The sequence below is a fragment of the Rhodoferax potami genome, from assembly GCF_032193805.1.
GTDB lineage: Bacteria > Pseudomonadota > Gammaproteobacteria > Burkholderiales > Burkholderiaceae_C > Allorhodoferax > Allorhodoferax potami_A.
Map to the genome: position 1 here is coordinate 2,908,326 of NZ_JAVBIK010000001.1, position 24,159 is coordinate 2,932,484.

At 62.2% G+C, this 24,159-nt stretch carries 22 protein-coding genes and 1 pseudogene; 10 read left to right on the forward strand and 13 right to left on the reverse strand.

The window, feature by feature from the left end:
- Positions 1 to 76: 76 nt before the first annotated feature.
- Positions 77 to 379: a 2Fe-2S iron-sulfur cluster-binding protein gene (locus tag RAE19_RS14000; RefSeq protein ID WP_313875466.1), complete on the reverse strand. Its 303-nt coding sequence runs from the start codon at positions 377 to 379 to the stop codon at positions 77 to 79.
- A gap of 137 nt (positions 380 to 516) precedes the next feature.
- Between RAE19_RS14000 and RAE19_RS14005 the strand changes: the two genes are divergently transcribed.
- Entirely contained in the window at positions 517 to 1,044 is a 528-nt protein-coding gene (locus RAE19_RS14005; RefSeq protein WP_313875467.1) for a GNAT family N-acetyltransferase, read from the forward strand.
- Positions 1,045 to 1,070: 26 nt separating this feature from the next.
- Here RAE19_RS14005 and RAE19_RS14010 read toward each other — a convergent pair whose 3' ends face one another.
- On the reverse strand, positions 1,071 to 2,189 hold the full coding sequence (locus tag RAE19_RS14010; RefSeq protein ID WP_313875468.1) for a beta-ketoacyl-ACP synthase III: 1,119 nt from the start codon (positions 2,187 to 2,189) through the stop codon (positions 1,071 to 1,073).
- A gap of 180 nt (positions 2,190 to 2,369) precedes the next feature.
- Here RAE19_RS14010 and ahr point away from each other — a divergent pair, with 180 nt between their 5' ends.
- Together ahr and RAE19_RS14020 are read left to right on the forward strand one after the other, a co-directional pair.
- A complete protein-coding gene (gene ahr, locus RAE19_RS14015; protein ID WP_313875469.1) occupies positions 2,370 to 3,386 on the forward strand; it encodes an NADPH-dependent aldehyde reductase Ahr in 1,017 nt (338 codons plus the stop codon).
- A gap of 26 nt (positions 3,387 to 3,412) precedes the next feature.
- Positions 3,413 to 4,381 carry a bile acid:sodium symporter family protein gene (locus tag RAE19_RS14020; RefSeq protein ID WP_313875470.1) on the forward strand — a complete coding sequence of 323 codons (969 nt, stop codon included), beginning with the start codon at positions 3,413 to 3,415 and terminating at the stop codon, positions 4,379 to 4,381.
- Between the two features lie 110 nt (positions 4,382 to 4,491).
- Here the strand turns inward: RAE19_RS14020 and RAE19_RS14025 are convergent, their stop codons facing one another.
- The 3 genes from RAE19_RS14025 to RAE19_RS14035 form a co-directional block, all read right to left on the reverse strand.
- A complete protein-coding gene (locus tag RAE19_RS14025; RefSeq protein ID WP_313875471.1) occupies positions 4,492 to 5,055 on the reverse strand; it encodes a PEP-CTERM sorting domain-containing protein in 564 nt (187 codons plus the stop codon).
- A 275-nt stretch (positions 5,056 to 5,330) separates the two neighbouring features.
- Positions 5,331 to 5,801 carry an SRPBCC family protein gene (locus tag RAE19_RS14030; RefSeq protein ID WP_313875472.1) on the reverse strand — a complete coding sequence of 157 codons (471 nt, stop codon included), beginning with the start codon at positions 5,799 to 5,801 and terminating at the stop codon, positions 5,331 to 5,333.
- Between the two features lie 60 nt (positions 5,802 to 5,861).
- A complete protein-coding gene (locus RAE19_RS14035; RefSeq protein WP_313875473.1) occupies positions 5,862 to 6,383 on the reverse strand; it encodes a 3'-5' exonuclease in 522 nt (173 codons plus the stop codon).
- 123 nt (positions 6,384 to 6,506) lie between these two features.
- Between RAE19_RS14035 and RAE19_RS14040 the strand changes: the two genes are divergently transcribed.
- Genes RAE19_RS14040 through RAE19_RS14050 form a run of 3 tightly spaced genes read left to right on the forward strand, consistent with a single transcriptional unit; the run spans position 6,507 to position 9,185 of the window.
- Positions 6,507 to 7,409: a DUF808 domain-containing protein gene (locus RAE19_RS14040; RefSeq protein WP_313875474.1), complete on the forward strand. Its 903-nt coding sequence runs from the start codon at positions 6,507 to 6,509 to the stop codon at positions 7,407 to 7,409.
- 3 nt (positions 7,410 to 7,412) lie between these two features.
- Entirely contained in the window at positions 7,413 to 8,348 is a 936-nt protein-coding gene (locus RAE19_RS14045) for a DMT family transporter (protein WP_313875475.1), read from the forward strand.
- A 42-nt stretch (positions 8,349 to 8,390) separates the two neighbouring features.
- Positions 8,391 to 9,185 (forward strand): SDR family oxidoreductase, encoded by a 795-nt coding sequence (locus RAE19_RS14050; protein WP_313875476.1) that lies wholly within the window; start codon positions 8,391 to 8,393, stop codon positions 9,183 to 9,185.
- Here the strand turns inward: RAE19_RS14050 and RAE19_RS14055 are convergent.
- Positions 9,182 to 10,150, reverse strand: coding sequence for a helix-turn-helix transcriptional regulator (locus RAE19_RS14055; RefSeq protein ID WP_313875477.1), 969 nt, complete (start codon positions 10,148 to 10,150; stop codon positions 9,182 to 9,184). The two genes, RAE19_RS14050 and RAE19_RS14055, sit on opposite strands and share 4 nt — an antisense overlap.
- Before the next feature lie 143 nt (positions 10,151 to 10,293).
- Between RAE19_RS14055 and RAE19_RS14060 the strand changes: the two genes are divergently transcribed.
- Complete coding sequence (locus RAE19_RS14060; protein WP_313875478.1) at positions 10,294 to 11,460, forward strand: MFS transporter; 1,167 nt, start codon at positions 10,294 to 10,296, stop codon at positions 11,458 to 11,460.
- 36 nt (positions 11,461 to 11,496) lie between these two features.
- Here the strand turns inward: RAE19_RS14060 and RAE19_RS14065 are convergent, their stop codons facing one another.
- A complete protein-coding gene (locus RAE19_RS14065; protein WP_313875479.1) occupies positions 11,497 to 12,399 on the reverse strand; it encodes a DMT family transporter in 903 nt (300 codons plus the stop codon).
- A 108-nt stretch (positions 12,400 to 12,507) separates the two neighbouring features.
- Between RAE19_RS14065 and RAE19_RS14070 the strand changes: the two genes are divergently transcribed.
- Positions 12,508 to 13,503 (forward strand): quinone oxidoreductase family protein, encoded by a 996-nt coding sequence (locus tag RAE19_RS14070; RefSeq protein ID WP_313876244.1) that lies wholly within the window; start codon positions 12,508 to 12,510, stop codon positions 13,501 to 13,503.
- 52 nt (positions 13,504 to 13,555) lie between these two features.
- On the opposite strand, the gene RAE19_RS14075 is transcribed toward RAE19_RS14070, so the two are convergent.
- The 4 genes from RAE19_RS14075 to RAE19_RS14090 form a co-directional block, all read right to left on the reverse strand.
- On the reverse strand, positions 13,556 to 14,482 hold the full coding sequence (locus tag RAE19_RS14075; protein ID WP_313875480.1) for a hypothetical protein: 927 nt from the start codon (positions 14,480 to 14,482) through the stop codon (positions 13,556 to 13,558).
- Between the two features lie 104 nt (positions 14,483 to 14,586).
- Complete coding sequence (lspA, locus tag RAE19_RS14080) at positions 14,587 to 15,096, reverse strand: signal peptidase II (RefSeq protein ID WP_313875481.1); 510 nt, start codon at positions 15,094 to 15,096, stop codon at positions 14,587 to 14,589.
- A complete protein-coding gene (gene ileS, locus RAE19_RS14085) occupies positions 15,096 to 18,056 on the reverse strand; it encodes an isoleucine--tRNA ligase (protein WP_313875482.1) in 2,961 nt (986 codons plus the stop codon). The genes lspA and ileS overlap by 1 nt, the downstream gene beginning before the upstream one ends.
- 134 nt (positions 18,057 to 18,190) lie before the next feature.
- The gene (locus tag RAE19_RS14090) at positions 18,191 to 19,189 is read right to left on the reverse strand and encodes a bifunctional riboflavin kinase/FAD synthetase (protein WP_313875483.1); all 999 of its coding nucleotides are present in this window, start codon (positions 19,187 to 19,189) and stop codon (positions 18,191 to 18,193) included.
- A gap of 178 nt (positions 19,190 to 19,367) precedes the next feature.
- On the opposite strand from RAE19_RS14090, the gene RAE19_RS14095 reads away from it, so the two are divergent.
- A complete protein-coding gene (locus tag RAE19_RS14095) occupies positions 19,368 to 19,925 on the forward strand; it encodes an HNH endonuclease (protein WP_313875484.1) in 558 nt (185 codons plus the stop codon).
- 9 nt (positions 19,926 to 19,934) lie between these two features.
- Entirely contained in the window at positions 19,935 to 20,357 is a 423-nt protein-coding gene (locus tag RAE19_RS14100; protein ID WP_313875485.1) for a methylglyoxal synthase, read from the forward strand.
- 77 nt (positions 20,358 to 20,434) lie between these two features.
- Here RAE19_RS14100 and RAE19_RS14105 read toward each other — a convergent pair.
- Positions 20,435 to 23,124: pseudogene (locus RAE19_RS14105) on the reverse strand (GNAT family N-acetyltransferase).
- Between the two features lie 17 nt (positions 23,125 to 23,141).
- On the reverse strand, positions 23,142 to 24,068 hold the full coding sequence (locus RAE19_RS14110) for a histone deacetylase family protein (protein WP_313875486.1): 927 nt from the start codon (positions 24,066 to 24,068) through the stop codon (positions 23,142 to 23,144).
- Positions 24,069 to 24,159 lie beyond the last annotated feature (91 nt).

The window sequence follows — 24,159 nt, forward strand, 5'->3', positions numbered from 1 at the left end:
TGGGCTCGCACCAGAGCACCCGCAATGGTGGTGACCCTAGGTATCCCGGGGTTATGGGTTAGGGGTTAGTGCGGTCTTAAGCCGCGCAGGCAAACGGCTGGTCGAGCAGCAGATCGCTCTGGGGAACCGCCACACACGGCAGGCACCAGCCCTCGCTCTTTTCATCGGCACTCAGACCCGGCCACTCAATGCGATAGCGCACCCGCCCCGACACCATTTTGCAAAGGCATGCCCTGCAGGTTCCATTGCGGCAGGAGCTCGGCAGTTCGATACCCTGCGCCAAGCCGGACTCCAGCACGCTGCTGATGCCATCACTCTCAAAACTCAGACCGTCTGGCAGCACGGATACGGTGTAGGTGGCGTTGAGAGGCGGGGACATTGGCGTGATCTTTGGCGGTGTCAACGAGCCGGGTTGAGAGGGGTTTGGCGGGTGAAAAATGGAGGCATGGGAGTCGATTCTTGAATGCTGCGACAATCACGCTCTTTTTTTCAATTTTGCTTGAGTTTGCGTTAGACATGTCCAGTACGACTACTTTCAAGGTTCGCCCCGCCACACTACGTGATGCCAAAGCCATCGCTGAGCTCCACAACTCTTCTGTTCGCGAAGCCTTCAAAAGCATGCTGGCCGATACACCGGTTCCCGTGACCCCCTTGGACAAGCGCCAGGCTTACTGGCGCGAAGCGATTGAGTACGCTGAACCCCAGGTTCAAGTGGCTCTGGATGACGACAAGATCGTCGGATTCGTGGGTTTTGACCGCTCGCGTGACAAGGGCACCCCTCCGACCATGGGCGAAATTTGGGCCATTTACGTGGCCTCCAGCCACTGGGACAAAGGCGTAGGCCTGGCCCTGTGGGATGCTGCCCGCGAAGGCCTGCTCGAAGAGGGTTGCGCCAACGTGAGTGTGTGGCTGCCGATTGCCAACGAGCGCGCCATGCGTTTCCACGAGCTCGCCGGCTTCAAGCGCGAAATGAATACCGCCAAAACCGTGCAGATCGGTGCCGTCAAAATCGAGGAAATGCGCCTCAAGCGTCCCCTGAACTAAGGGGCGCAAGCCTGAAGCGCTTGGCCTTACAGGCGCTTCACCACCACGCTACCAATCGAGTAGCCTGCTCCGAATGAGCAGATCACTCCCACCTCACCCGCTGCAATGTCAGCGTGGTGGCGGTGGAAAGAGATGATGGAGCCCGCCGACGCTGTGTTGGCGAATTCGTCCAGAATCACCGGCGCATCATCCAGCGTCGCCTCCCGCCCCAAGAGTTTTTTGGCAATCAGCTGGTTCATGCCCAGGTTGGCTTGGTGCAGCCAAAAGCGGCGCACCTGTTGCGGCGTCAGGTCCAGCGAGTTCAGGTGTTGCTCGATGTGCTCGGCAGCCATGGGGCACACCTCTTTGAATACTTTGCGGCCTTCCTGGCGGAAGAGCTGGTCGCGGTCGTCCGGGTTGCGGTCTTCCGAGCGCGACATGAAGCCGTTGTTGTTGCGGATGTTGTTGCTGAAAGTGCTCAGCAGCTTAGTGCCCAGCACCTCAAAGCTGCCGGCGGGCGCGAGGTCCAGGCGCTCCACCAGAATGGCCGTGCACACATCGCCAAAGATGAAATGGCAGTCCCGGTCAATCCATGCCTGGTGGGCGGATGTGATTTCGGGGTTCACCACCAGCACCGCACGGGCACTGCCACAGCGCACTGCGTTCACCGCTTGCTCCAGCGCGAAGGTGGCGGAAGAGCAGGCCACGTTCATGTCAAAACCGTAGCCCTGCACGCCCAAGGCGGTCTGGATCTCGATAGCCATGGCCGGGTAGGGGCGCTGCATGTTGGCGCTGGCGCAAATCACGCCGTCTACACCGGCGGCGGTTTTGCCGGCAGCTGTGAGCGCGTCCTGGCAGGCTTTGACGGCAATTTCAGCCATCAACGACAACTCGCTATCCGGGCGAGGCGTGAAGTGCGGGCGCATGCGCTCGGGGTCCAGCACCCCGGTTTTTTCCATCACATAGCGGCGCTGGATGCCTGAGGCTTTTTCAATGAACTCGACGCTGGAGTCCGTCAGAGCGGTGCGGCTGCCAGCAGCTATCTCGTCGGCAAACTTCGCGTTCTGCAGCGCGGCATAGGCGTTGTAGCTGGCGACCAACTCCGCGTTGGTAATGACGTCCGGCGGTGTAAACAGGCCGGTGCTGCTGATGGCAACGCGATGCATAGAAGGGGCTTCTCAGGCTGGTGGGCGCGCGCGGCGGGTTGCCGGCGCTGGCCGGATTATCCGCTGAAGTGGCGCAGTCGCGAGGGTTACAAGCCCCCTGCCGCCGGGCAAGCCTTCGTTGTACCCTGCGGGCTCGCGCGTGCAGGCGCGCCCGCGACACCCCCTATTCAGGAGATTGATATGACCAACTTCCGCGGCTGGGCAGCCCCCGGCAAAAGTGCAGACCTGGAGCGCCTCGACTTCGACCCCGGCACCATGGGGGGTGAAGAGGTAGAGATTGCCGTGGAGTACTGCGGTATCTGCCACTCCGACCTCGCGATGGTCGATAGCGAGTGGTTCCCGACCCAATACCCGGTAGTACCGGGCCACGAGGTAGTCGGGACGATTGTGGCGGTTGGCGCACAGGTCAAAGGTCGGGCCATAGGCCAGCGGGTGGGCCTGGGCTGGCACAGCAACAGCTGCCAGCACTGCCAGTTTTGCCAAGGGGGCGAACAAAACCTGTGTGCGACCCGGCAGCCCACCATCATCGGGCGGCATGGTGGTTTTGCAGACAAGGTGCGCGCCCACTGGAGCTGGGCCTTGCCTTTGCCCGCAGGGCTCGACCCGGCGTCGGCCGGCCCCCTGATGTGCGGGGGCGGCACGGCGTTTTTGCCTTTTGTGATTCACGACATCAAGCCCACCGACCGGGTTGGCGTGGTGGGCATTGGCGGCTTGGGCCACTTGGCCGTCAAGTTTGCCAAGGCGTGGGGGTGTGACGTGACCGCGTTTACCTCCAGCCCTTCCAAGCGCGAAGAGGCGCTGGCACTCGGCGCGCACCGCACCGTGTCCAGCGTGGATGTGAAAGAGCTCAAGGCCTATGCCGGCAAGCTCGATTTCTTGTTGGTCACCGTGGGCGCAAGTCTGGAGTGGGACGCCTTGATTGGCACCCTGGCACCCAAAGGCCGGCTGCACCTGGTGGGCATGGTGACCGAGGCCATGAAGGTCCGCACCAGCAGCTTGTTGTCGTGGCAGCGCAGCATCTCGGCATCGCCCACACCGTCGCCAGTGACCTTGATGAAAATGATGGAGTTTTGTGCGCGGCACGGCATTGCACCGCAGGTGGAGCATTTCCCCATGTCGCGGGTGAACGATGCCGTTGCCCACCTGCGCAGCGGCAACGCCCGGTACCGGGTGGTGCTGGACGCTGATTTTGTGTAACCCCCTCACAGGTATGCTCTGCCCCCATGCAACGCCCCCGCTTTCTCCCTGATAACTTCACCCTCATCCTGATCGCCGTGGTCACACTGGCCAGCCTGCTGCCCGCTCGCGGCGCAGTGGCACAGGGTTTTGAGTGGCTCACCACCGCAGCTGTTGCCTTGCTGTTTTTTATGCATGGCGCCAAGCTCTCGCGCGCCAACGTGGTGGCGGGCTTGAGCCATTGGCGGCTGCACTTGCTGGTGCTGGCATTTACTTTTGCCCTGTTCCCTTTGCTGGGGGTGTTGCTCAAACCGGTGTTCGGCTGGTTTTTGAACCCTGAGCTGGCGTTGGGCATGCTGTTTTTGTGCGTCTTGCCGGCCACGGTGCAATCGGCTATTGCGTTTGCCGGCATGGGGCGGGGCAATGTGGCGGCGGCAGTGTGCAGTGCCTCAGCCTCCAGCTTGATCGGGGTGTTTTTGACGCCCTTGCTAGTGAGCTGGTTGATAGTGCCCGGAGAAGTGGCGGGCACCAGCACCTGGGATGCGGTGTTGCACATCATGCAGCAGTTGATGCTGCCCTTCGCCCTGGGTCAACTCATGCAGCCTGTGATTGGCAACTTTGTTAAAAAGCATGCCGCTACTTTGCGCATGGTGGACCAGAGCTCGATCTTGCTGGTGGTCTACACCGCCTTTAGTGCCGCAGTGATCGAAGGGCTGTGGACCCGGGTACCCCTGCCCATGTTGCTGGTGCTCACTGTGGCTTGTTGCGTGTTGCTGGCGCTGGTGCTGTGGATTACCACCATGACTAGCCGCAAACTCGGCTTCTCTAAAGAGGACGAGGTCACCATCGTGTTTTGCGGCTCCAAGAAGAGCCTGGCCAGCGGTGTGCCCATGGCCAAAGTGCTTTTTGCTGCCCCGCAGGTGGGCATGATGCTGCTGCCGCTGATGATCTTCCACCAGATCCAGCTCATGGTCTGCGCAGTGCTGGCGCAGCGCTATGGGGAGCGGGTAGATTGATATTGGGCAACTGATGGGCTGGGACGCATCCTCTGTGAAGGATGGTGTACCGAAATCAGCCACAAAAAAACGGGAGCGAATGCTCCCGTTTTTGTTTAACTCGCGTTTATTTACTTTGACTTTTTCCGTTTGATGGCAACACCCATCAAACCTAGCCCCGCCAGCAACATGGCGTAGCTCTCTGGCTCTGGCACAGCTGTAACGGCTACATCGGTGACCGACAGACCGCGGAACTGAGCTTGTCCGGGAGTGTCGTTCGCGAATTGCTCAAGCATCAGGTGACCGGTACCCGAAAACTGGATGCTGTAGGAGCGCCATGTTCCGTCGTTGATCAATGTGAAAGGTGTAGGAAAACGGCTGGATGAACCGGCCAGCCAAGTGTGGTTACCCGGAAAACCTTGGCTGATACCAAAGTACCCACCGCCATCGACGTTGGCGACACCTCGGTATTGAAAGTTCACGTATCCGTTACTGAAGGTAGCCAGGCTGAAAATATCACCCGCGCTGTTACCACGACCGAAAGTGAGTACGTTCCCGCTCACTGTGGCGGAGGAATCCCCCTTGGTAGTCCACGCGTTCAGATTGTCAAAGTTCTCGGTGAAATAGGTTGTCGCAGCCATAGACTGCCCGAGAGCGCCCACCAACAGGCCGAGTGTTAACAAATACTTTTTCATCTAATTCCTTCCAAGTTGGAAACTTAATCACCCTACAGGTTACAGGTGGGTAATAGGGTTGAGGTTCATTGGGGTACTAGTCCATTTGGACTAATGGGTGCAAATTCTTGCACTGAGTGTGAATAAATTCACATTTCGATACATGCGGAGCCTCAGCCAGGGCACAGGTTGATAGTGAATTTAAAAAAGGTCTACCCGCACCTCACGACTGTGCTTCAACACTATTTGCGGCACCTCCAACTACTGAGGTACGGTAAGTTAGCGATGGTCGTTTCCTACGCTTCCCCGCCAAAATGCTGAGTCAGGTTGTCGATGTACTGCTCGACCATTTTTTCAAACTCAGCCTCGGCAATAGGGGCTGCCACCATCTTCATCAGGCCGGGCAGGGGCAGGGTGAGTTCGCCTTGGATTTCCAGCACAATGTTGGTAGCCTTTTTGTTGTCGGTGATCTTCCAGCTGCCGGCCACCAGGGCGTTGCCTTCGCCTTTGATGGGTGTCCAGCTCACGGTGCCCTTGGCTTTGTTGCTGGTGTATTTGGATGCGTAAACCGTTTGCAGTGTGATCGAGGCGATACCGATTTTTTCCATTTCCCAGCGGTAAGCGCCGCCGCCCAGATCGACCAGCTGATCGACCTTGGGGAAGTGGCTCGCCGAGCTCGGCACATCTGACAGCACCGCAAACACTTCGCTGGCCTTGGCCTTCACGTCAAATTCATAACCCAGGTTGATTTCTACGGTCACGGCCATGGCTACTGTCTCCTTGTGGTGTGGGGGTGTACAGCACCATGTTACTGCCTAAGACGCCGGTTAACCCGCCCTGATGCGCTGCAGTGTGAGCTGGATCAGCCGCGCATCAGAGCTGGCGCGGTGGCGCTGGGTGCCACGCTCGCTGGCGATTTGGGCCTTGACGGTGTGCCATTGATCGGCCTCTTTGTCGCTCAGCAGGCTGCGCAGGTTTTCCAGCTTGAAGCGGGGGCTCATTCCAGCGGCCTCAAACAGCACATTGAGCCAGGTGAAGTCGTTGGCCCAACCGTCGGTGTACACCGTGGTGCCGGCCAGCTGGGCATTGAGCAGCTTGGCCACATCGCGGGCACTCAGGCCACGCTGCTGGAGCAGCTCGCGGGTGATGCGGTGCAGGCTGGCGGCACCGGTGTCCCAGTGGGTCCAGTCGGGCTCGGGCTGCACCAGGGTGCAATAAGCATGGCCGTCCGGGAGCACATAGCCGATTTCGATGGGGTAACTACTGCGCCCCAGGCCGGACGCCTCGATATCCAAGACCGTGGGCGCTGTGAGGTCGGGTTGGCGGTCAACGGTCAAGGGTGGTGGCATAAGTGTCGGAGGCGTGGTTCTATTCTCCAGCAAGCTTTGCGCCAGCTCTGTAAGGGCTTGCCCTGAGCGGCATACGCCAAACGGGTGACAATCGCGGCCTTACCCACTCCATGTGACCACCCTATGGCCAGCAGCCTCCTTGCCCTTTTGGACGACATTGCCACCATCCTCGACGATGTGGCCGTACTCAGTAAAGTGGCGGCCAAGAAAACCGCCGGTGTTTTGGGGGACGACCTCGCCCTGAATGCGCAGCAGGTCACCGGTGTGTCTGCCGAGCGCGAGCTGCCGGTGGTGTGGGCGGTGTGCAAAGGCTCGCTGCTGAATAAGGCGATTCTGGTGCCCGCAGCCTTGGCTATCAGCATCGTGGCGCCTTGGCTGGTCACGCCGCTGCTGATGATTGGCGGTGCCTTTTTGTGTTTTGAGGGCTTTGAGAAGCTGGCTCACAAGTTTTTGCACCGCGCAGAAGATGACGCGGCCCATCAGGCCGAGCTGCTGCAGGCGCTGCAGAACCCGGCGGTAGACCTGGTGGCCCTGGAGAAAGACAAGATCAAGGGCGCGATTCGCACCGACTTCATTCTCTCGGCCGAAATCATCGCCATCACCCTGGGCACGGTGCAAGACAGGGTCTGGACGACCCAGTTCATGGTGCTGGCTGGCGTGGCCTTTGCCATGACCGTGGGGGTGTATGGCCTGGTGGCAGCTATCGTCAAAATTGACGATGCAGGCCTGTACCTGACCCGCCGCCCCTCCGCCACGCCCCAAGGTGGCTGGGTACAGGCGCTGGGGCGCGGCTTGTTGTGGGCGGCGCCGGTGTTGATGAAGGTGCTGTCAGTGGCTGGCACGGCCGCCATGTTCCTGGTGGGCGGTGGCATTCTCGTGCACGGCCTGCCGTTTTTGCACCACCTGACCGAGGGCCTGCCCCTGGGCTTTGTGTTGGATGGCCTGATCGGGGTGGTGGCTGGCGCCTTGGTGCTGGCTGCGGTCACGCTGGTGCAGCGGGTGCGCGGCGGTTTGAAGGCAAACTAAGCGGTGGCCGGCGTAGCGCCTGCGCAAGCAGCTCCTCAATCGATAGCAACCGGTGTTGCGCTGGCGATCGCTGGTTCGATCGCTTTTAGCGGCAAAGCCATCATCGTCAAGCTGGCCTACCGCTACCCCGGGGTGGATGCGGTCAGTCTCATCATGCTGCGCATGCTGATGGCTTTGCCATTTTTTCTGGGGCTGGTTTGGTGGGCAGGCTACCGGGCCCGCAAGGCCGGTGCCGTGGTGGTGCCGCTCACAGGCAAAGACAAGCTGGGCATTGTGGGGCTGGGCATTACCGGCTACTACCTGGCCAGCTACCTCGACTTTGCGGGCTTGGCCTATATCTCCGCGTCGCTGGAGCGGCTGATTCTTTACCTCAACCCCACGCTGGTCGTGTTGCTGGGCGTAGCCCTTTACGGCAAAAAGGTGAGCCTGCCCCAAGCCGCCGGCATGGCGCTTAGCTATGGCGGCGTGTTGCTGGTGTTTGGGCACGAGGTCAGCTTTGCAGGGGGTAATGCGGCCCTGGGCGCCGCCTTGGTGCTGGGTAGCGCCATCAGCTACGCGCTGTACCTGTCGTACAGCGGGGAGCTGGTGCAGCGCCTGGGCTCGCTGCGCTTGGTGGGGTTGGCCACCAGTGTGGCGTGTGTGCTGTGTATCGTCCAGTTTGTGATTTTGCGGCCGCTGGATACTGCTTTTGCGGTGGCACCGGAGGTGCTGTGGTTGTCGCTGCTCAATGCCATTGCCTGCACCGTGGTGCCGGTGATGCTGGTCATGATGGCGATTGAGCGCATTGGCTCGGGGCTGGCGGCGCAGGTGGGGATGGTGGGGCCCATGTCCACCATCCTGATGGGCGTGCTGCTGCTCGACGAGCCGATGAACCTGTGGGTGATCGGTGGCACCATTCTGGTGCTGCTGGGTGTGTATGTGGTGAGTACCCGCCGCTAAGGCGCGGGGGGCTTGGATAACTTCAATCGCAAAGGACTGGGTATGGACTTGGGAATCAAAGGCAAATGGGCGCTGGTCTGTGGTGCCAGCAAGGGGCTGGGCCTGGGCTGCGCGCAAGCACTGGCCGCCGAGGGCGTGAACCTGCTGATCGTGGCGCGCGGTACCGAGGCGCTGGAGGCGTCTGCTACCAATTTGAGAGCGACTTACGCAGCCAACACAGGGGCTGAGGTGCTATTTTGTGCCCAAGACATCACCACCGTGGCCGGCCGCGAGGCGGTGTTTGCCATGCGCCGTGATTTCGATATCGTGGTCACCAACGCTGGCGGCCCGCCCCCCGGCGACTTCCGCGACTGGGACCGCGAGGCTTGGATCAAGGCGGTAGACGCCAACATGCTCACCCCGATTGAGCTCATCAAGGCCACGGTGGACGGCATGGCCGCGCGCGGCTTCGGGCGCATTGTGAACATCACCTCTAGCTCTGTGAAGTCGCCCATCGACATTCTGGGCCTGTCCAACGGTGCACGCAGTGGCCTGACCGGCTTTGTGGCCGGCGTGGCCCGCAGCAGCCTGGCCGCCAAGGGTGTGACCATCAACAACCTGTTGCCCGGCAAGTTTGATACCGACCGCATTGCCACCACCGTGAAGGCGGCGGCCGCCAAGTCCGGCAAGTCGGTGGAAGAGGTGCGCGCCAGCCAGCAGGCGCAAATTCCTATGGGCCGCTATGGCACGCCGGCTGAGTTCGGCCAGGTGTGCGCCTTTTTGTGCAGCCAGCAGGCCGCTTACATGACCGGCCAGAACGTGCTGCTCGATGGCGGCGCTTTCACCGGCACGTTTTAAGGCAAAACCGTGCGCCCTGCCGCCTGCTGGCGGTAGGCTTTGGGTGTGGCCCCGAAGCGCTGCTTGAAGCAGCGGATGAAATAGCTGGCGCTGGCAAAGCCGCTGCACCAAGCCACTTCCTTGACGGCGGCATCGCCCTCGGTCAACAGCCGGGCGGCCCGTGCCAAGCGCTGCTGCAAGATCACCTGCCACAGGTGCTCCCCGGTCAGGCTGCTGTACAAGTGCGACAAATAGTCCGCGGTGCAGCCCAGGTCGTGCGCCAATGCGGCCACCGTCAGGTCGGTTTCGCCCATGCGGTTTTGGATCAACATGCGCAGCTTGCTGAGCACCGGCGGCTCGGCTGACACGGTTTTTTGGGGCGCATCGAGCAAGCGGGCTACGCCGGTGAGGGCGCTGAGCAGCAAGGCGCGTTGCTGCACCGGCCATAGGCCGGCGGTGTCGTCGGGCGGGGGCGTGGCGGCGTCGCGCAGCCAGCCCTCGATGCGCATCGCGTCGGGGTGCTGAAAGGTTTCCAGGTAGAGGCTGGCGGGCACGCCGGGTCGCGCCTCATGGGCCAGGTGGCACGACATGAGCTGGCTGTCCGCCGAGATCACCAGGTTGCAAAAAGCCTGCGCCTCGTGCCCGCTGACCCATTCGTCGTGTAGCAACTTCGGGGGCACTATCAGCACCTGGCCCGGCGTGAGCGCGAGTTGCCCGTGCGGAAAGGTAAACCGCGTTTGCCCCGCCATCTGCAAAAACACCTCGGCATGCAAATGCATATGGCCTGCACCACGGGCTGTGCCGGCAGGTTGCGGCGGGGGGCTCTGCAGCGGCAAGGTGCCTTGGGCCGCTTCGCGGATAAAGCGTGCCACCGCGTCGCGCAGTTGGCGGGCGTAGGCCGGCGCCTCCGGGTGGTCGCAGGCGATGGCGGCCACACACGGCCCGACCCCGTGCACTGCATCTAAGATTTTTACTACTTTTGACATCGGATTGATATTGATCGCCGCCGGAATGCCCGCAAAGGCTGGTTACGCTATAGCTATGAATCTGACTATTGTGAATGCAGGGCACCCGGGTGCCAAGCCCTTGTCATCCAAGAATTTCGCTATTTTTAGCGCAGGGGTGTGCCGTGGATAAAGGCTTTGAACATGGCAGCCCCTCGCAAATCCGCCGGGCAATTTGGGCCACCCGGGGCTTATTTGCGCTGCTGGGTGTTTTTAGTGCGGTGTGGGGTGTGCACATTCCATCGGTCAAGCAGCGCTACGCCTTGGGCGAGGGCGCGCTCTCGCTGGTGTTGGTGGCAGCGGCGGTGGGCGCCGTGTCTGCAGTGATGTTTGCAGGCCGGGTGATCGGCCGGCTGGGTGCGCGCCAAACGGCCATGCTCTGCGCGGTGGTCATGGCCTGCATGTTGGGCTTGGTGTTGCATTGGCCGGGTTTGCCATGGCTGCTGCTGGCGATGCTGTTGTTCGGCGCGTCGCTCAGCGTGTTTGATGTGGCTATCAACACCGAGGGCTCGGCGCTCGAGGTCGCCGGAGGCCAACCCATCATGGGGAGCTTGCACGGCATGTTCAGCTTGGGGGCCATGGGTGGGGCGGCGCTGGCGGCCGGCATGTTGGGTGCCGGGGTGTTGGCCGAGTGGCAGTTACTGGGCGTAGGCGTGGCAGTTGCAGTGGCGATCTGGATCGGTGCGCGCTGGATGCTACCCACGCCACCGCCCACCGACAAGCCCAAAGTGCATTTCACCTGGCCGCGGGGTGCGCTGCTGATCATGGGCCTACTCACATTTGCCGGCATGAGCGCGGAGGGGGTGATATTCGATTGGTGTGTGCTCTACCTCCAGCAAGAGGTGCGCATGCCCCATGAGCAGGCCGCCATTGGCTACGCCGCCTGTGCCGGTGCAATGGCCGCCATGCGCTTTGCAGCAGACCGGCTGAGGGCGCTTTACAGCGAGCAGCGCCTACTCCAGGTGAGCGGAGTGGTGACGGCGGTGTCGATGGCCGGTGTTTTGCTGACCGGTCACCCCGTGGTGGCGATCATCGGATGCGGGCTGGTCGGTGCCGGCCTGGCGATGATCGTGCCGATTTTGTATGGTGCGGCGAGCCGGGTGCCCGGCACCACGCCAGCAGCAGCGATTGCGGCGGTCTCGTCCATTGGCTATGCCGGGTTCATGGTCGGCCCGCCCTTGATTGGCTTTATTGCCCAACACGCGTCGCTCACTGCAGCCATGGGTGTGGTGGTGGTGGCCGCCACGGTGCTGGCGCTCAGCGCGCGCTTTGTGCCCGAAAAAGCGGCCTGATGCAATGGCCGCGCTATTCCTGCCTGGGCGGCTCGGCTACTTGCGCGAAGAAATCACAATGCCTGAGACGATCAGCACAAACGCGGCCGCATGGTAGGCGCGCGGTGCTTCCCCTATAAAAATGGACGACAGCACCGCAGTGAACAGCGGCGTAAGGTTGATAAAGAAACCCGCAATCGCAGGCCCGGCGCGCGAGACCCCGGCACCCCAGCTGCCGTAGGCAATCACCGCGGGGCCCACGGCAATAAAGGCCAGTGCCGCGACCAGACCGGCACTCCAGTCGATATGGGCCGGCGTCAAGGCCCACTCGCCGGCCGTGAAGGCCATAGACCAGCCCAGGCCAAACACAATCTGCCCCATCAAAAACGTAGACCAGTCTGCCCGGATCGCCGCCGACTCCGGCGTGGGGTGGGCCAATAGCCAGCTGTAGGTCGCCCAGGCGATGGAGGCCAAGAGCACATACAGGTCGCCCGGCACCAAGCGCAGCTGGGTCATGACCTCCCAATCGCCGCGGCCGAGCACCAGCACCACGCCGGCAATCGACAACACCGCTCCCAGAATTTGCCGGCGACTCACCGGCACTTTGAAGAACAGGCGCCCGATGAGCAACATCCACACCGGCGTGCTCGCGCCAACCAGGGTGACGTTGATCGCCGTCGAGGTGTTGAGCGCCAAGTACAACAGCGCGTTGTAGCCCCCGATGCTGAACAGGCTGAGCAGGGTAAACCGCTTCCACTGGGGCCACAGGTCGCTGTTACGCTGCAGCACCCTGCGAGCCAGGGGCAACAGAATCAAAAACGCAATCCCCCAGCGCAGCAGGTTCAGCGTCATCGGGGAAATAAGGGGGGCGACCAAGCGGCCTACGACTGCGTTGCCGGACCACATCAAGGGGGGAATCACGAGAAGGAAGGCGGCAGTCGGCGTCAGGCGTTGGGTCATCGCGTCGACTGTAACAAGGAAGCGATGCCCCGCGCAGGGCTGCGGGCGCGGCCGATTTCTGGCACCATGCTCCGGATTCATAACAACCCCATCGATGGAGACAAGACCATGCGTTCAGTGACATCCCGCGCCATCCACATCGCCCAGCACGGCGGCCCCGAGCAGCTGCAACTGGTGCAGGTCACTGTGGGCGAGCCCGGCCCCGGCGAGGTGCGTATCCGCCACCATGCGGTGGGCCTCAACTACATCGATGTCTACCAGCGCAGCGGCCTTTATCCGATGAGCCTGCCGGTGCAGTTGGGCATGGAAGCCGCCGGTGTGATCGAGGCGGTAGGCGAGGGCGTGAGCCACCTCCAGGTGGGCGACCGCGCGGCCTATGCCAGCCAACCACCGGGCAGCTACTGCGAAGTGCGGGTGATGCCTGCCAAGTGCGTGTGCAAGCTGCCTGATGGCATCAGCTTCGAAACCGGTGCGGCCATGATGCTCAAGGGCCTGACCGCCCAGTACCTGCTGAAACGCACACTGCCCCAAGGCGGCTTGCAGGCTGGTGACTTTGTGCTCTTTCATGCAGCTGCCGGTGGCGTGGGCCTGATTGCCTGTCAGTGGGCCAAAGCCTTGGGCTTGCGCTTGATCGGCACTGCTGGATCTGATGAAAAATGCGCCCTAGCCCTTGCCAATGGTGCGGAGTTTGCTATCAATTACAGAGCGGGTGATTTCGCGGCCAAGGTTAAGGAGCTGACCGGTGGCAAGGGCGTCAAGGTGGTCTACGACTCGGTAGGCAAAGACACTTGGGACCAGTCCCTCGATTGCATCGCCCCCTTTGGCTTGATGGCCAGCTTTGGCAATGCCTCCGGCCCGGTGGCGCCGTTCTCGCCCGGCATCCTCGGGCCCAAGGGTTCGATTTATGTGACGCGCCAAACCCTGTTCACCCACATAGCCACCCGCGAGAGCACCCAGGCCATGGCGGATGACCTGTTCGACATCGTGTTGAGCGGCAAGGTCCAGATCCACATTGCCCAGCGCTACCGCTTGGAGGATGTGCAGCAAGCCCACTTGGACCTGGAGTCGCGCCGCACCACCGGTTGCACCGTGCTGACGCTGTAACCAAAAAGGGCACCCGATTCGGGTGCCCTTGACTTGGCAGGTGTACTGCGGTTTAGAACAAAAAGCCGGCCGACAACACTTGCTCGTTCATCCAGATTTCCTGGTCGGCTGTGCCCTTGTAAACCGGCACCTTGCTCAGGCGGCCGTAGGCAATCTTGTTGGTCAGCTCGACATAAATCGCCTTGTAGACCCGGTAGCGCAAGCCCACTTCCACGCCGGCGGTCCAGCCGTTGATTTGCCACCAGTCGTTGCTCTTGAAGCAGCAGATGTTTTCGTTCTTGGGGCCGACCTGGTTGGCATTGCCAAAAATCACGTTGTCCGCGTGGGGCAGCAAAATGCCTGCTCCCACCCGGCTGATGAGTTGCAGGTCGCCGGCTTTGTGCGCCGGGCCGCGTAGGCGGTGAAGCCAGACGGCGTTGACCATGATGTGGTTCAAGCCGTTGTGCAAGGCGTAGTTGAAGTTCTGGGGCGACACCACCATGGAAGAGGTCGCACCCGGGGTGGTGACGGTGCCATCGACCGCCACCGTTTGCCCGTAATCGACGTTGTATTTGCTGTGGTCGATGTTCAGTTCCACTGCGAATGTTTTCTCGTCGTTGAGGAACTTGCCGATGCGGATGTTTTCCTGCGGATCGGTGAAGTCCAGGCTGAGCAGGGACTTGAAGGTGTCCGGCACACTCGACGGGAAGTCGCTGGCTCGCGCGTTGCGGACCGTGAAGTTGTTGCCCAGTTCCGGTTGCGAAACGTGGATGTCCGACGGCGCGTACTGCTGACGGCTGTAGCCCCAAGAGAAGTACCAGTTTTCGTCCTTGTTGATCGCCTTGTCAAATTGGCCGGACACTGCATTGGCTGCGGGGGCGGTATCGGACGCCGGAGTGGGTGCTTGCGCCATCAGGACGCTCTGCGCCCAACTGGCTTGGCAAGCGCCCAAAGTCAAAAGAGCGGCCAACAGGCCGCGTCGGAAAAAGGGTGTGTGCATGGTGGAGGTGTCGGTGCGATACGCGGCGGGGCGCAGAGGGGTGCGCACGCCAAAGACCTCTATTTTAGGCGAGTGCCTTTCGGCGCCCGGCAGCTGCCTTGGAATCAGGTCTTTCGGACCCGCAGGAGTTCGTCCAGGATCAGGCAGATGGCGCCTACGGAAATCGCACAATCCGCCACATTGAAGGCTGGAAAATGCATACCGTTCCAGTGGAAGTCCAGAAAGTCCACCACATAGCCGTACATCAAGCGGTCAATCACATTGCCGATCGCACCGCCCAAAATGCAGGCCATGGCAAAGCTGAACAACTTTTGCCCCGGATGGGCCCGCAGCATCCAGATGATCACTGCGGCCGCCACACATCCGATGCCGGTAAAAAACCAGCGCTGCCAGCCGCCCGCATCCGCCAGAAACGAGAACGCTGCGCCGGTGTTGTGCACCCGCACGACGTTAAAGAAGCTGGTGACAAAGGTGCTGTCACCCAGGCGGTAGTTGCCGACAATCAGGACTTTGGTGAACTGGTCAATCAGGAGCAAGATCAGGGCCAAGCCCAGCCACTGTACCCAGCCGCTTTTGCCGCTGCTCTTGCTGAAGGTTTGTTTACCGCGGGCCATCAGGCAAACGTCCGGGTTTCGCCGGCGCCATACAGGTTGGTGGTGCAACGGCCGCACAGGGTGGGGTGGGCGGCGTCTGCCCCAACGTCCGCACGGTAGTGCCAGCAGCGCTCGCATTTCACATGTTTGCTAGGGGTAGTAGTAATTTTCGTTGGAACGCCATTCACCAATGAAACTTCCGCCTGTACGCCATCCTCGTTGGGTGAGGTCAGGTTCCGGCCTTCCACCAAAGTGATAGCGCTGGTGATGAACACAAACTTCAAGTCCTCACCCAAGCTGCTCAGCAAGGCGAACTCTTCGGCCGGCACGGTGAGTGTGACCTCCGCTTGCAGGGAGGCGCCCACCTGACCTGCGGCGCGCAGGGTTTCGATGTCTTTGTTGACCGCCTCGCGCACTGCGCGGATGCGGGCCCACTTGGCCAGCAAGGCCTCGTCCGGCGCGGCAAAGGTGGAGTAACCATCCAGGAAGATGGAGAGCTTGGTGGCTTCGGGCGTTTTGCCTTCTGCACCCAGTACTGCCCAGGCCTCTTCAGCCGTGAAGCTGAGGAAGGGTGCCATCCAGCGCAGCATGGCCTGGGTGATCTGCCACAACGCGGTTTGCGCGGAGCGGCGGGCCAGGCTGTTGGCGGCGGTGGTGTAGAGGCGGTCCTTGAGCACGTCCAGGTAGAACGCGCCCAAGTCTTCGCTGCAGTACACCTGCAGCTTGCTCACCACCGGATGGAATTCGTAGACCTTGAAGTGCGCCAGGATGTCGGCCTGCAACTGCGCGGCACGGGCCAAGGCGTAGCGGTCGATCTCCAGCATCTGGTCGGCAGGCACGGCGTCTTTGACCGGGTCAAAGTCAGAAACGTTAGCCAGCAAAAACTTGAGCGTGTTGCGTACCCGGCGGTAGGTGTCCACCACGCGGGCCAGGATCTTGTCGTCGATGTTCAGGTCACCGGAGTAGTCGGTGCTGGCCACCCACAGGCGCACGATTTCGGCGCCCATCTTGCCCGTGATGGTTTGCGGCTCGACGGTGTTGCCCAAACTCTTGCTCATCTTGCGGCCTTGGCCGTCGGTGGCAAAGCCGTGGGTCAGCAGGCCGCGGTAGGGCGCACGGTCGTAGAGCGCGCAGCCCAGCAGCAGCGAGCTGTGGAACCAGCCACGGTGCTGGTCGTGGCCTTCCAGGTACAGGTCGGCCTCGGGGCCCTCTGTATGGAATGGGGGCACCGCGTAGGCATCTTTGTGGCTGCCGCGCAGCACGTGTTGGAAGGTGGAGCCGGAGTCAAACCAGACTTCCAAGATATCGGTGCTCTTGGTGTAGCTGGGGGCGTCGGACGCGCCGAGGATGTCTTCCACCGACACTCGGCTCCAGGCTTCGATGCCGCCTTGTTCGACGATGTCAGCCGCTTGGTCCAGGATTTCCATGGTGCGGGGGTGCAATTCCCCGCTGTCTTTGTGCAGGAAGAAGGGCACGGGCACGCCCCAGCTACGCTGGCGGCTGATGCACCAGTCGGGGCGGTTGGCGATCATGTCGCGCAAACGGCTGCGGCCGTTCTCGGGGTAGAAGCTGGTGTGCTCGATGGCGTCCAGCGCCAGTTGGCGCAGGGTTTTGGGCGCTTTGTCCTTGGTGAACACACCCTCACCGGCATCCATGCGGATGAACCACTGGGCGGCCGCGCGGTAGATCACCGGGGTCTTGTGGCGCCAGCAGTGCGGGTAGCTGTGGGTGATGCCCACGGTGGCCATCAGGCGGCCGTGTTCACGCAGGGTGTCGATCACGTTGGCGCAGGCCTTCCAGATGTGCTGGCCGCCGAACAGGGGCAGCTCGGCGTCGTACACACCGTTGCCCAGCACGGGGTTCAAGATCTGGTCGTATTTCAGGCCATTGGCAATGCAGCTGTTGAAGTCGTCCACGCCGTAGGCGGGCGAGGAGTGCACGATGCCGGTGCCGTCACCGTCGCTCACATAGTCAGCCAGGTACAGTGGCGAGAGGCGCTTGTAGCTGTATTCATTGCCGGCCACGTTGACATCTGCAGGCAGGTCGTACAGCGGGTGGCGGAACACCTGGCCGCGCAGGGCTTCGCCCTTGGCGGTAGCCAGCACAGTGCCGGTCAGACCGAATCGCTCCAAGCACTTCCCTACCAGGCTGGCGCCCAGCAGCAGCACGCCCTTGGGCGTGTCCACCAGCGCGTATTCCAGCTCGGGATGGGCATTGAGCGCCTGGTTGGCGGGGATGGTCCAGGCGGTGGTGGTCCAGATGACGGCGAAGGCTTGCTTGCCCGCAGGCAGGGCGGTCAGGCCGAAGGCTTTCGCCAAGCCAGCCGCATCGTTGGACTCAAAGGCCACGTCCAGCGTGTCACTCTTCTTGTCCGCGTATTCGATCTCGAACTCGGCCAAGCTGGAGCCGCAGTCAAAGCACCAGTACACCGGCTTCAAGCCGCGGTACACAAAGCCACGCTCGATCACGCGCTTAAAGGCGCGGATCTGACCGGCCTCGTTGGCAGGGTTCATGGTTTTGTAGGGGCGCTCCCAGTCACCCAATACGCCCAAGCGCTTGAAGTCTTCGCGCTGCTGGTCGATCTGCTCGGTGGCAAAAGCGCGGCTTTTGGCCTGCATGTCGTCACGGCTCAGGTTGCGGCCATGCAGCTTTTCGATCGCGTTTTCGATCGGCAGGCCGTGGCAGTCCCAGCCGGGGATGTATTGCGCATCAAAGCCATCGAGCTGTTTGCTCTTGACGATCATGTCCTTCAAGATTTTGTTCAGCGCGTGGCCGATGTGCAGCTTGCCGTTAGCGTAGGGCGGGCCGTCGTGCAACACGAACAGGGGCTGACCTGCGCGGGCATCGCGCAGTTTTTTGTACAAACCCTCTTCGTTCCAGGTCTTCACCCAGGCCGGCTCGCGCTTGGGCAGGTCGCCGCGCATGGGGAAGGCGCTATCGGGCAGGTTCAGGGTGCTACGGTAATCAACGGGTTCAGTCATGGCCAACTCTCGGTTTGGAGGCTTTGTGCAAGCAATTCGGGTGGAGGGCTACCGGCGCATGTGCCAAGGCAACCCCAGAGGGAGACAGGTGACGCGGGGCAAGGTGCGTCGGGTGGCCGCAGGGGCCAGCCCCGTCAAATTCGGGTGCTGCCCGGCGCGTTGGTGTGCGAGGCAAGCCAGGCACGTGCGTCGTCGCGGTCTTTCTGTATCCCTTGGGTCAGGGCATCCAGGCCGTCGTATTTGAGCTCGTCGTGCAGTTTGTGTAGAAGTTCCACCCGGATGATTTTACCGTAGGCCCCCTCCGGGCCCAGTTCTTCCGGCCAGTCCAGGCAATGGGTCTCCAGCAGCACCCGGCCGCGGTTCACATCGTTGGGGTCCAGCGAGGGGCGTACGCCGAGGTTGGCTACGCCTTGCAGGGGTTTGGGCGAGAGGCCGTGCACCAGCACCACAAAAATGCCGCTGGCGGCGGGTTTCCAGTGGGCAAAACGCAAATTCAGCGTTTTGAAGCCCAAGGTGCGGCCCAGCTTGCGCCCGTGGACCACATGGCCACTGATGCAATAGGGCCGGCCCAGCAGGCGCGCGGCATCTTGCATCCGCCCTTGGCCCAGTGCGTCGCGCACCGCAGAGCTGGAGACGCGCAGGCCATGCACCTCGTAACTGTTCATGCGGGCCACGTCAAAGCCGTGGGCCTCTCCCGCCGCGTCGAGCAGGGCGTAGTCGCCGGCGCGGGCCTTGCCGAAGCGGAAATCGTCACCCACCAGCACATAGCGGGCGCCGAGACCGTCCTGCAGCACCTGCTGGATGAAGTCTTGCGGGCTCTGGTTGGCCAGACGCGCATCGAAAGGCAGCACGATGGTCTGGTCTACACCGGCCTTGGCCAGGTCGTCCAGCTTGTCGCGCAGGGTGCCTACCCGGGCGGGTGCCAATTCCGGCTTTTGATGGAGTTTGGCGAAATAGTCGCGCGGATGGGGCTCAAAGGTGAGCACACAGCTGGGCACCCCACGCTGCTGGGCCTCGCCCCGCAGCAAGGCCAGCATGGCCTGGTGCCCCCGGTGCACGCCATCGAAGTTGCCAATCGTCACTGCGCACGCCTCGGCAACGCCGGGGTGCTTGAAACCGCGAAAAACCTTCATGGAGTTGTTATCTTTTTGATAGCAGGCTGCGCACATCGCATCGGCGCCTGAAGCCAATTTGTCATGGAAACACGGTATATTGTGACCGAGCAGGGCCCGGGCCGCTCGTCCGGTGCGCACTTGCAGACCTTTGCAGACTTGTGTTGGTGGTTGTTTGAACCGTTGATGGAGGCGTTGCGTGAAAGTCTTGAAGTTGTCGGCCCAAGGGCTGCCCCAATCCTGGATATCGCTCGAACAAGCGGTGATTCATTACGCTGCGGACGAAGTGCGCTGGGAAGCCGGCGGCGAAGTCGCGGTGTTCCACGGCGGCCACAACTCGGTCACCGGGCAGCAATCCATCATCCGGGTCAATAGCATCATTGGCACCCGCGGTGTGCCCCGCATCAACCCCTTTAACTTGCGCCCTGGCCTGACCAACGCCAAGCTGTTCATCCGCGACCGCAATGTGTGCGCCTACTGCGGCGGGCACTTCCATGAACCCGATCTGACCCGGGAGCACATCATTCCCTTCGCCCAGCACGGCATCGACACCTGGATGAACGTGGTGACCGCCTGCAAGCCGTGCAACCACCGCAAAAGCCACCGCACCCCCGAGCAGGCCAATATGCCCTTGCTCTACACGCCTTATGTGCCCAGCCTGTGGGAAGACTTTATTTTGCGCAACCGCCGCATCCTGGCGGACCAGATGGAGTTTTTGATGGCGCATGTGCCCGCCTCGTCCCGGCTGGTGCTTTAGCATGCGGGCATGAGTACCAGCCCCGCCCAACGACCCGCCACCCGCACCCCTTCTGACCGCCCGCGCATCGCCCTGATTGCGCACGACCGCAAAAAAGACACCATGGTGGCACTCGCCCGTGAGTTCGCCCCCTATCTGCAAACCTGCACCTTGATGGCCACCGGCACCACCGGCGGCCGCTTGGTCGACGAGGTGGGCCTGAGCGTGGAGCGCATGCTCAGCGGCCCTTGGGGCGGCGACTTGCAGATCGGCGCCCGCCTGGCGGTGGGCGAGGTGGACGCGGTGATCTTCCTGCGCGACCCCATGACCCCACAGCCCCACGAGCCCGACATCAATGCCTTGGTGCGCGCCTGTGATGTGCATGACGTGCCGTGTGCGACCAACCTGTCCAGCGCCCGCTTAGTACTCCAGCAACTGCTCCTGAAAGCATAGCTACCCGCGCACTATCTAGGAGGGCTAGAGCCCTAAAGTCTTATCAACAGTGCGATTGCGGTTGGCAAGCCAGTAGCTCACAGCGGGTGGCTGACCAGTTTGAAGTCGGCGTCTTCCTCAAAAGTTTTGACGGTGAAACCGAGGCTGCGCATCAGCTTGAGCATGCCCGGGTTATGGGTGAGCACCAGGCCTTCGATTTCGCTCAGGCCCTTGTCGCGTGCCACATCCATGATGGCCATCATCAGCCGCGAGCCCAGGCCCTTGCCCGCAAAGTCGTCCGCCACCACCAACGAGAACTCACAGCTCGACTTGTCAGGGTTGGTCACATAGCGCGACACACCGATGATGCGCTCGGTCTCCAGCATTTCGCCGTCTTCGCCTGCGGTGCGGGTTTTATGGATGGCCACCAAAGCCATTTCGCGGTCGTAGTCAATCAGCGTGAAGCGCGCCAGCATAGAGGGCGGCAGCTCATGCATGCTGGAGACAAAGCGGAAATAGCGACTCTCTTTGGAGAGGCCTTGCACCAGGTCTTGCAGCATCTGCGCGTCGTCGGGTTGGACCGGGCGCACCGTGTATTCGCCGCCACCGCGCATGGGCCACAGCTGCTCGTACTGGGCTGGGTAGGGCAGGATGGACAGGTGGTTGTAGTTGTGCACCCGGCTGCTCACGCCCTGTGGGGCATGGTCAATCACAATGCGCGCATCCACCGCCACGGCGCCGTGTTCGTCCACGATGATGGGGTTGATGTCCATCTCGCGCAGCTGGGGCAGCTCGCACACCATCTCGGAGATGCGCAGCAATATTTGCTCCAGCAGGTCGATATTGGCGGGCGGGCTGCCGCGCCATTCACCCAAGGTCTCGGCCACGCGCGAGCGCTCGATGAGGCGGCGGGCCAAAAACTGGTTCAGCGGGGGCAGTTCCATGGCCCGGTCGTTGATCAGCTCGATCATGGTGCCGCCGGCACCGAAGGCAATTACCGGGCCAAAGGGGTCGTCGGTCACCAGGCCGATACAGATTTCCCGGCCGTGGCGCGAGCGCACCATGCTCTGCACCGTGACGCCGTTGATGCGCGCATCGGGCCGCAGACGCTTCACGGTTTGCATCATGTCGTTGTAGGTGTCGCGCACGCCGGTGGCGTTCATGATGTTCAGCGCCACGCCGCCCACATCGGATTTGTGGCTGATGTCGGGCGAGTCGATTTTCAGCACCGCTGGAAAGCCCAGCTGGGTGGCAATCATCATGGCCTCGTTGGCGCTGCGGGCCAGGATGGTGCGGGTCACCGGGATATGGAAGGCCGAGAGCAGGGTCTTGGACTCCATCTCGGTCAGCACCTTGCGCCGCTCGGCCAGCACACTTTCGATCACCAGGCGTGCACCTTCAATGTCGGGCTTGGCCAGGGTGGAAAGGGGCGGCGGTGTTTGCTGCAAGAGCAGCTGGTTTTGGTAGAAGGAGGCAATGTTGCCGAAGGCGCCCACGGCAGCTTCGGGGGTGCGGAAGCTGGGGATCTCGGCCGCCTTCAAGATGCCGCGTGCCGCGATAACACTGCTGTCGCCCATCCAGCAAGATAGCAGGGGTTTGCCGATGGTTTTTTTGACCTCGGCCAGTGCCTCGGCCACCGCAGAGGAGTCGTGCCCTGCCTTGGGCGAGTAAATCGCCAATACGCCGTCCACACCGCGGTCTTTGCCGGCTGCCTCTAGTGCGGCCTTGAAGTGGCTGGCGTCAGCCTCTTCAGATAAATCCATCAAGTCCGTGAGCGAGGCCAATTCCGGCAACTGCGGCTTCAACGCGGCTGCGCTCTCGGCAGACAAGCGCCCGAGTTGCAGCTGGAGCTCATTGATCCAGTCGGCGGCCAGCACGCCGGGCCCGCCGCCGTTGGTGACGATGGCCAGCCGCTTGCCCACCGGCCGGTAGCGCGAGGCCAGGCACTTGGCTGCTGAAAACAACTCCACAAAAGAGCGCACCCGCACGGCGCCTGCGCGGCGCAAGGCGGCGTCGAATACATCGTCGCTGCCCACAATGGCGCCGCTGTGTGTCTGGGCGGCTTCATTACCCGCCGGGCGGCGGCCGGCCTTGAGCACCACCACCGGCTTGGCGTTGGCCGCCATGCGCAGGGCACTCATGAAGCGGCGCGAGTCCGAGATTCCCTCCAAGTAGACCACGATGCTCTGGGTCTGCGCGTCATTGGCAAGGTAATCGAGCACATGGGCGATATCAATGCTGGTGTGTGGCCCCAGTGACATGACGCTGGAGAACCCCACCGCATTGTTGGCCGCCCAGTCGAGCATGGACGCGGTGAGCGCGCCCGATTGGGAAACCAGCGCCAAGGGCCCCCGCTGGGCCAGGGGCCGGCAGCACTGGCATTGAGCTGCAAGGCTGGTCGCTGGACCCCGAGACAGTTGGGCCCCAACAGCAAGATCCCCTCGCGTTTGGCAATTTTGGCAAGGGCGCTGGCCTGCGCGGCACTGACGCCGCTCGACACAATCAAGGCGGCCCGGCAGGCGATCCGGCCTGCGATCTCGAGGGCCGCAGTCACGTCTTGCGGCGGCAGGGCGATGATGGCCAGATCGGCCCGGGCCTGGGCCAGATCTGCCAGGGTGCCGGTGCTCTGAATGTCGAGAAAGCGCAGGGTTCCGGCAAATTCTTGACTCTTCAGGGAGGCCACCAGGGTGCGGGCCTGGTGGGTCATGGTTTCGGGCGAATCGGTGCAGCCTGCAAATACGATGATGGATTGCGGTGCGAAGAGGGGGGTGAGATAGTGCTTTTCCATGGTCTCTCCAGATGGGTTTAGTCCGCGCCGATCAAGACTTTGACATGTTCCGCCACACTGCGGGCCAAGGGGTTGAGCACATAGCCCCCCTCCAGGCAGGAGATGATGCGCCCTTGGCAATGCCGTTGGGCCACCGCCATCAGTTGCCGGGTGACCCAAGCGTAGTCTGCGTCCACCAGGCCGAGGTTGCCCATATCGTCTTCGCGGTGGGCGTCAAACCCGGCCGAGATGTAAATGAGCTGGGGCGCAAAGGCGTCTAGCGCCGGCACCCACTGGGTGGCCACTGCCTCGCGGAACTTGTCGCTGCCCGAGCGGGCCGGTAGGCCGATGTTCATCATGTTGGGGCCCACGGCTTTCTCACCGGTGTAAGGGTAGAGTCCCTGCTCGAATATGGAGCACATCAGGACTCGGTCATCCCCCCGGAAGATGTCTTCGCTCCCGTTGCCGTGGTGCACGTCAAAGTCCACCAGGGCCACCCGCTCCAGACCATGCACATCGAGGGCATGGCGGATTCCCACCGCCACATTGTTGAAAAAGCAAAAGCCCATGGCGGCGGACCGCTCGGCATGGTGGCCCGGTGGGCGCACATTGCAAAAGGCGCTCGGCACCTGCCCCCCGAGCACCAGATCGGTCGCTTGCACCGCCGCGCCGGCAGCCCGCAAAGCGGCACGCACGGTGTAGGGGTTCATGTCGGTATCGGGGTCGACCTTGTGGTAACCGTGGGTGGGTGAGGCGTCGATCAGCTCATTGACATAGTTGGACGCATGGGCCCGGCCGAGCTGGGCGAGCGTGGCCAAGGGCGCCTCGTAGGTGTTCATGTAATCCAGCAGGCCACGGATCAGCAACATGTCTTGAATGGCGCCCAGGCGCTCGGGACATTCAGGGTGGTCGGGGCCCATCTCGTGGCGGGCGCAATCCGGGTGGGATATGAAGGCGGGCAGCATCGTGTCTCCTGCGGGTATGTTTTGCACAGTCTAGGCACCCAAGCTGACACCAGTCTTGATGTGGCGCAATAGGCATGGGCCCCGGGGGACA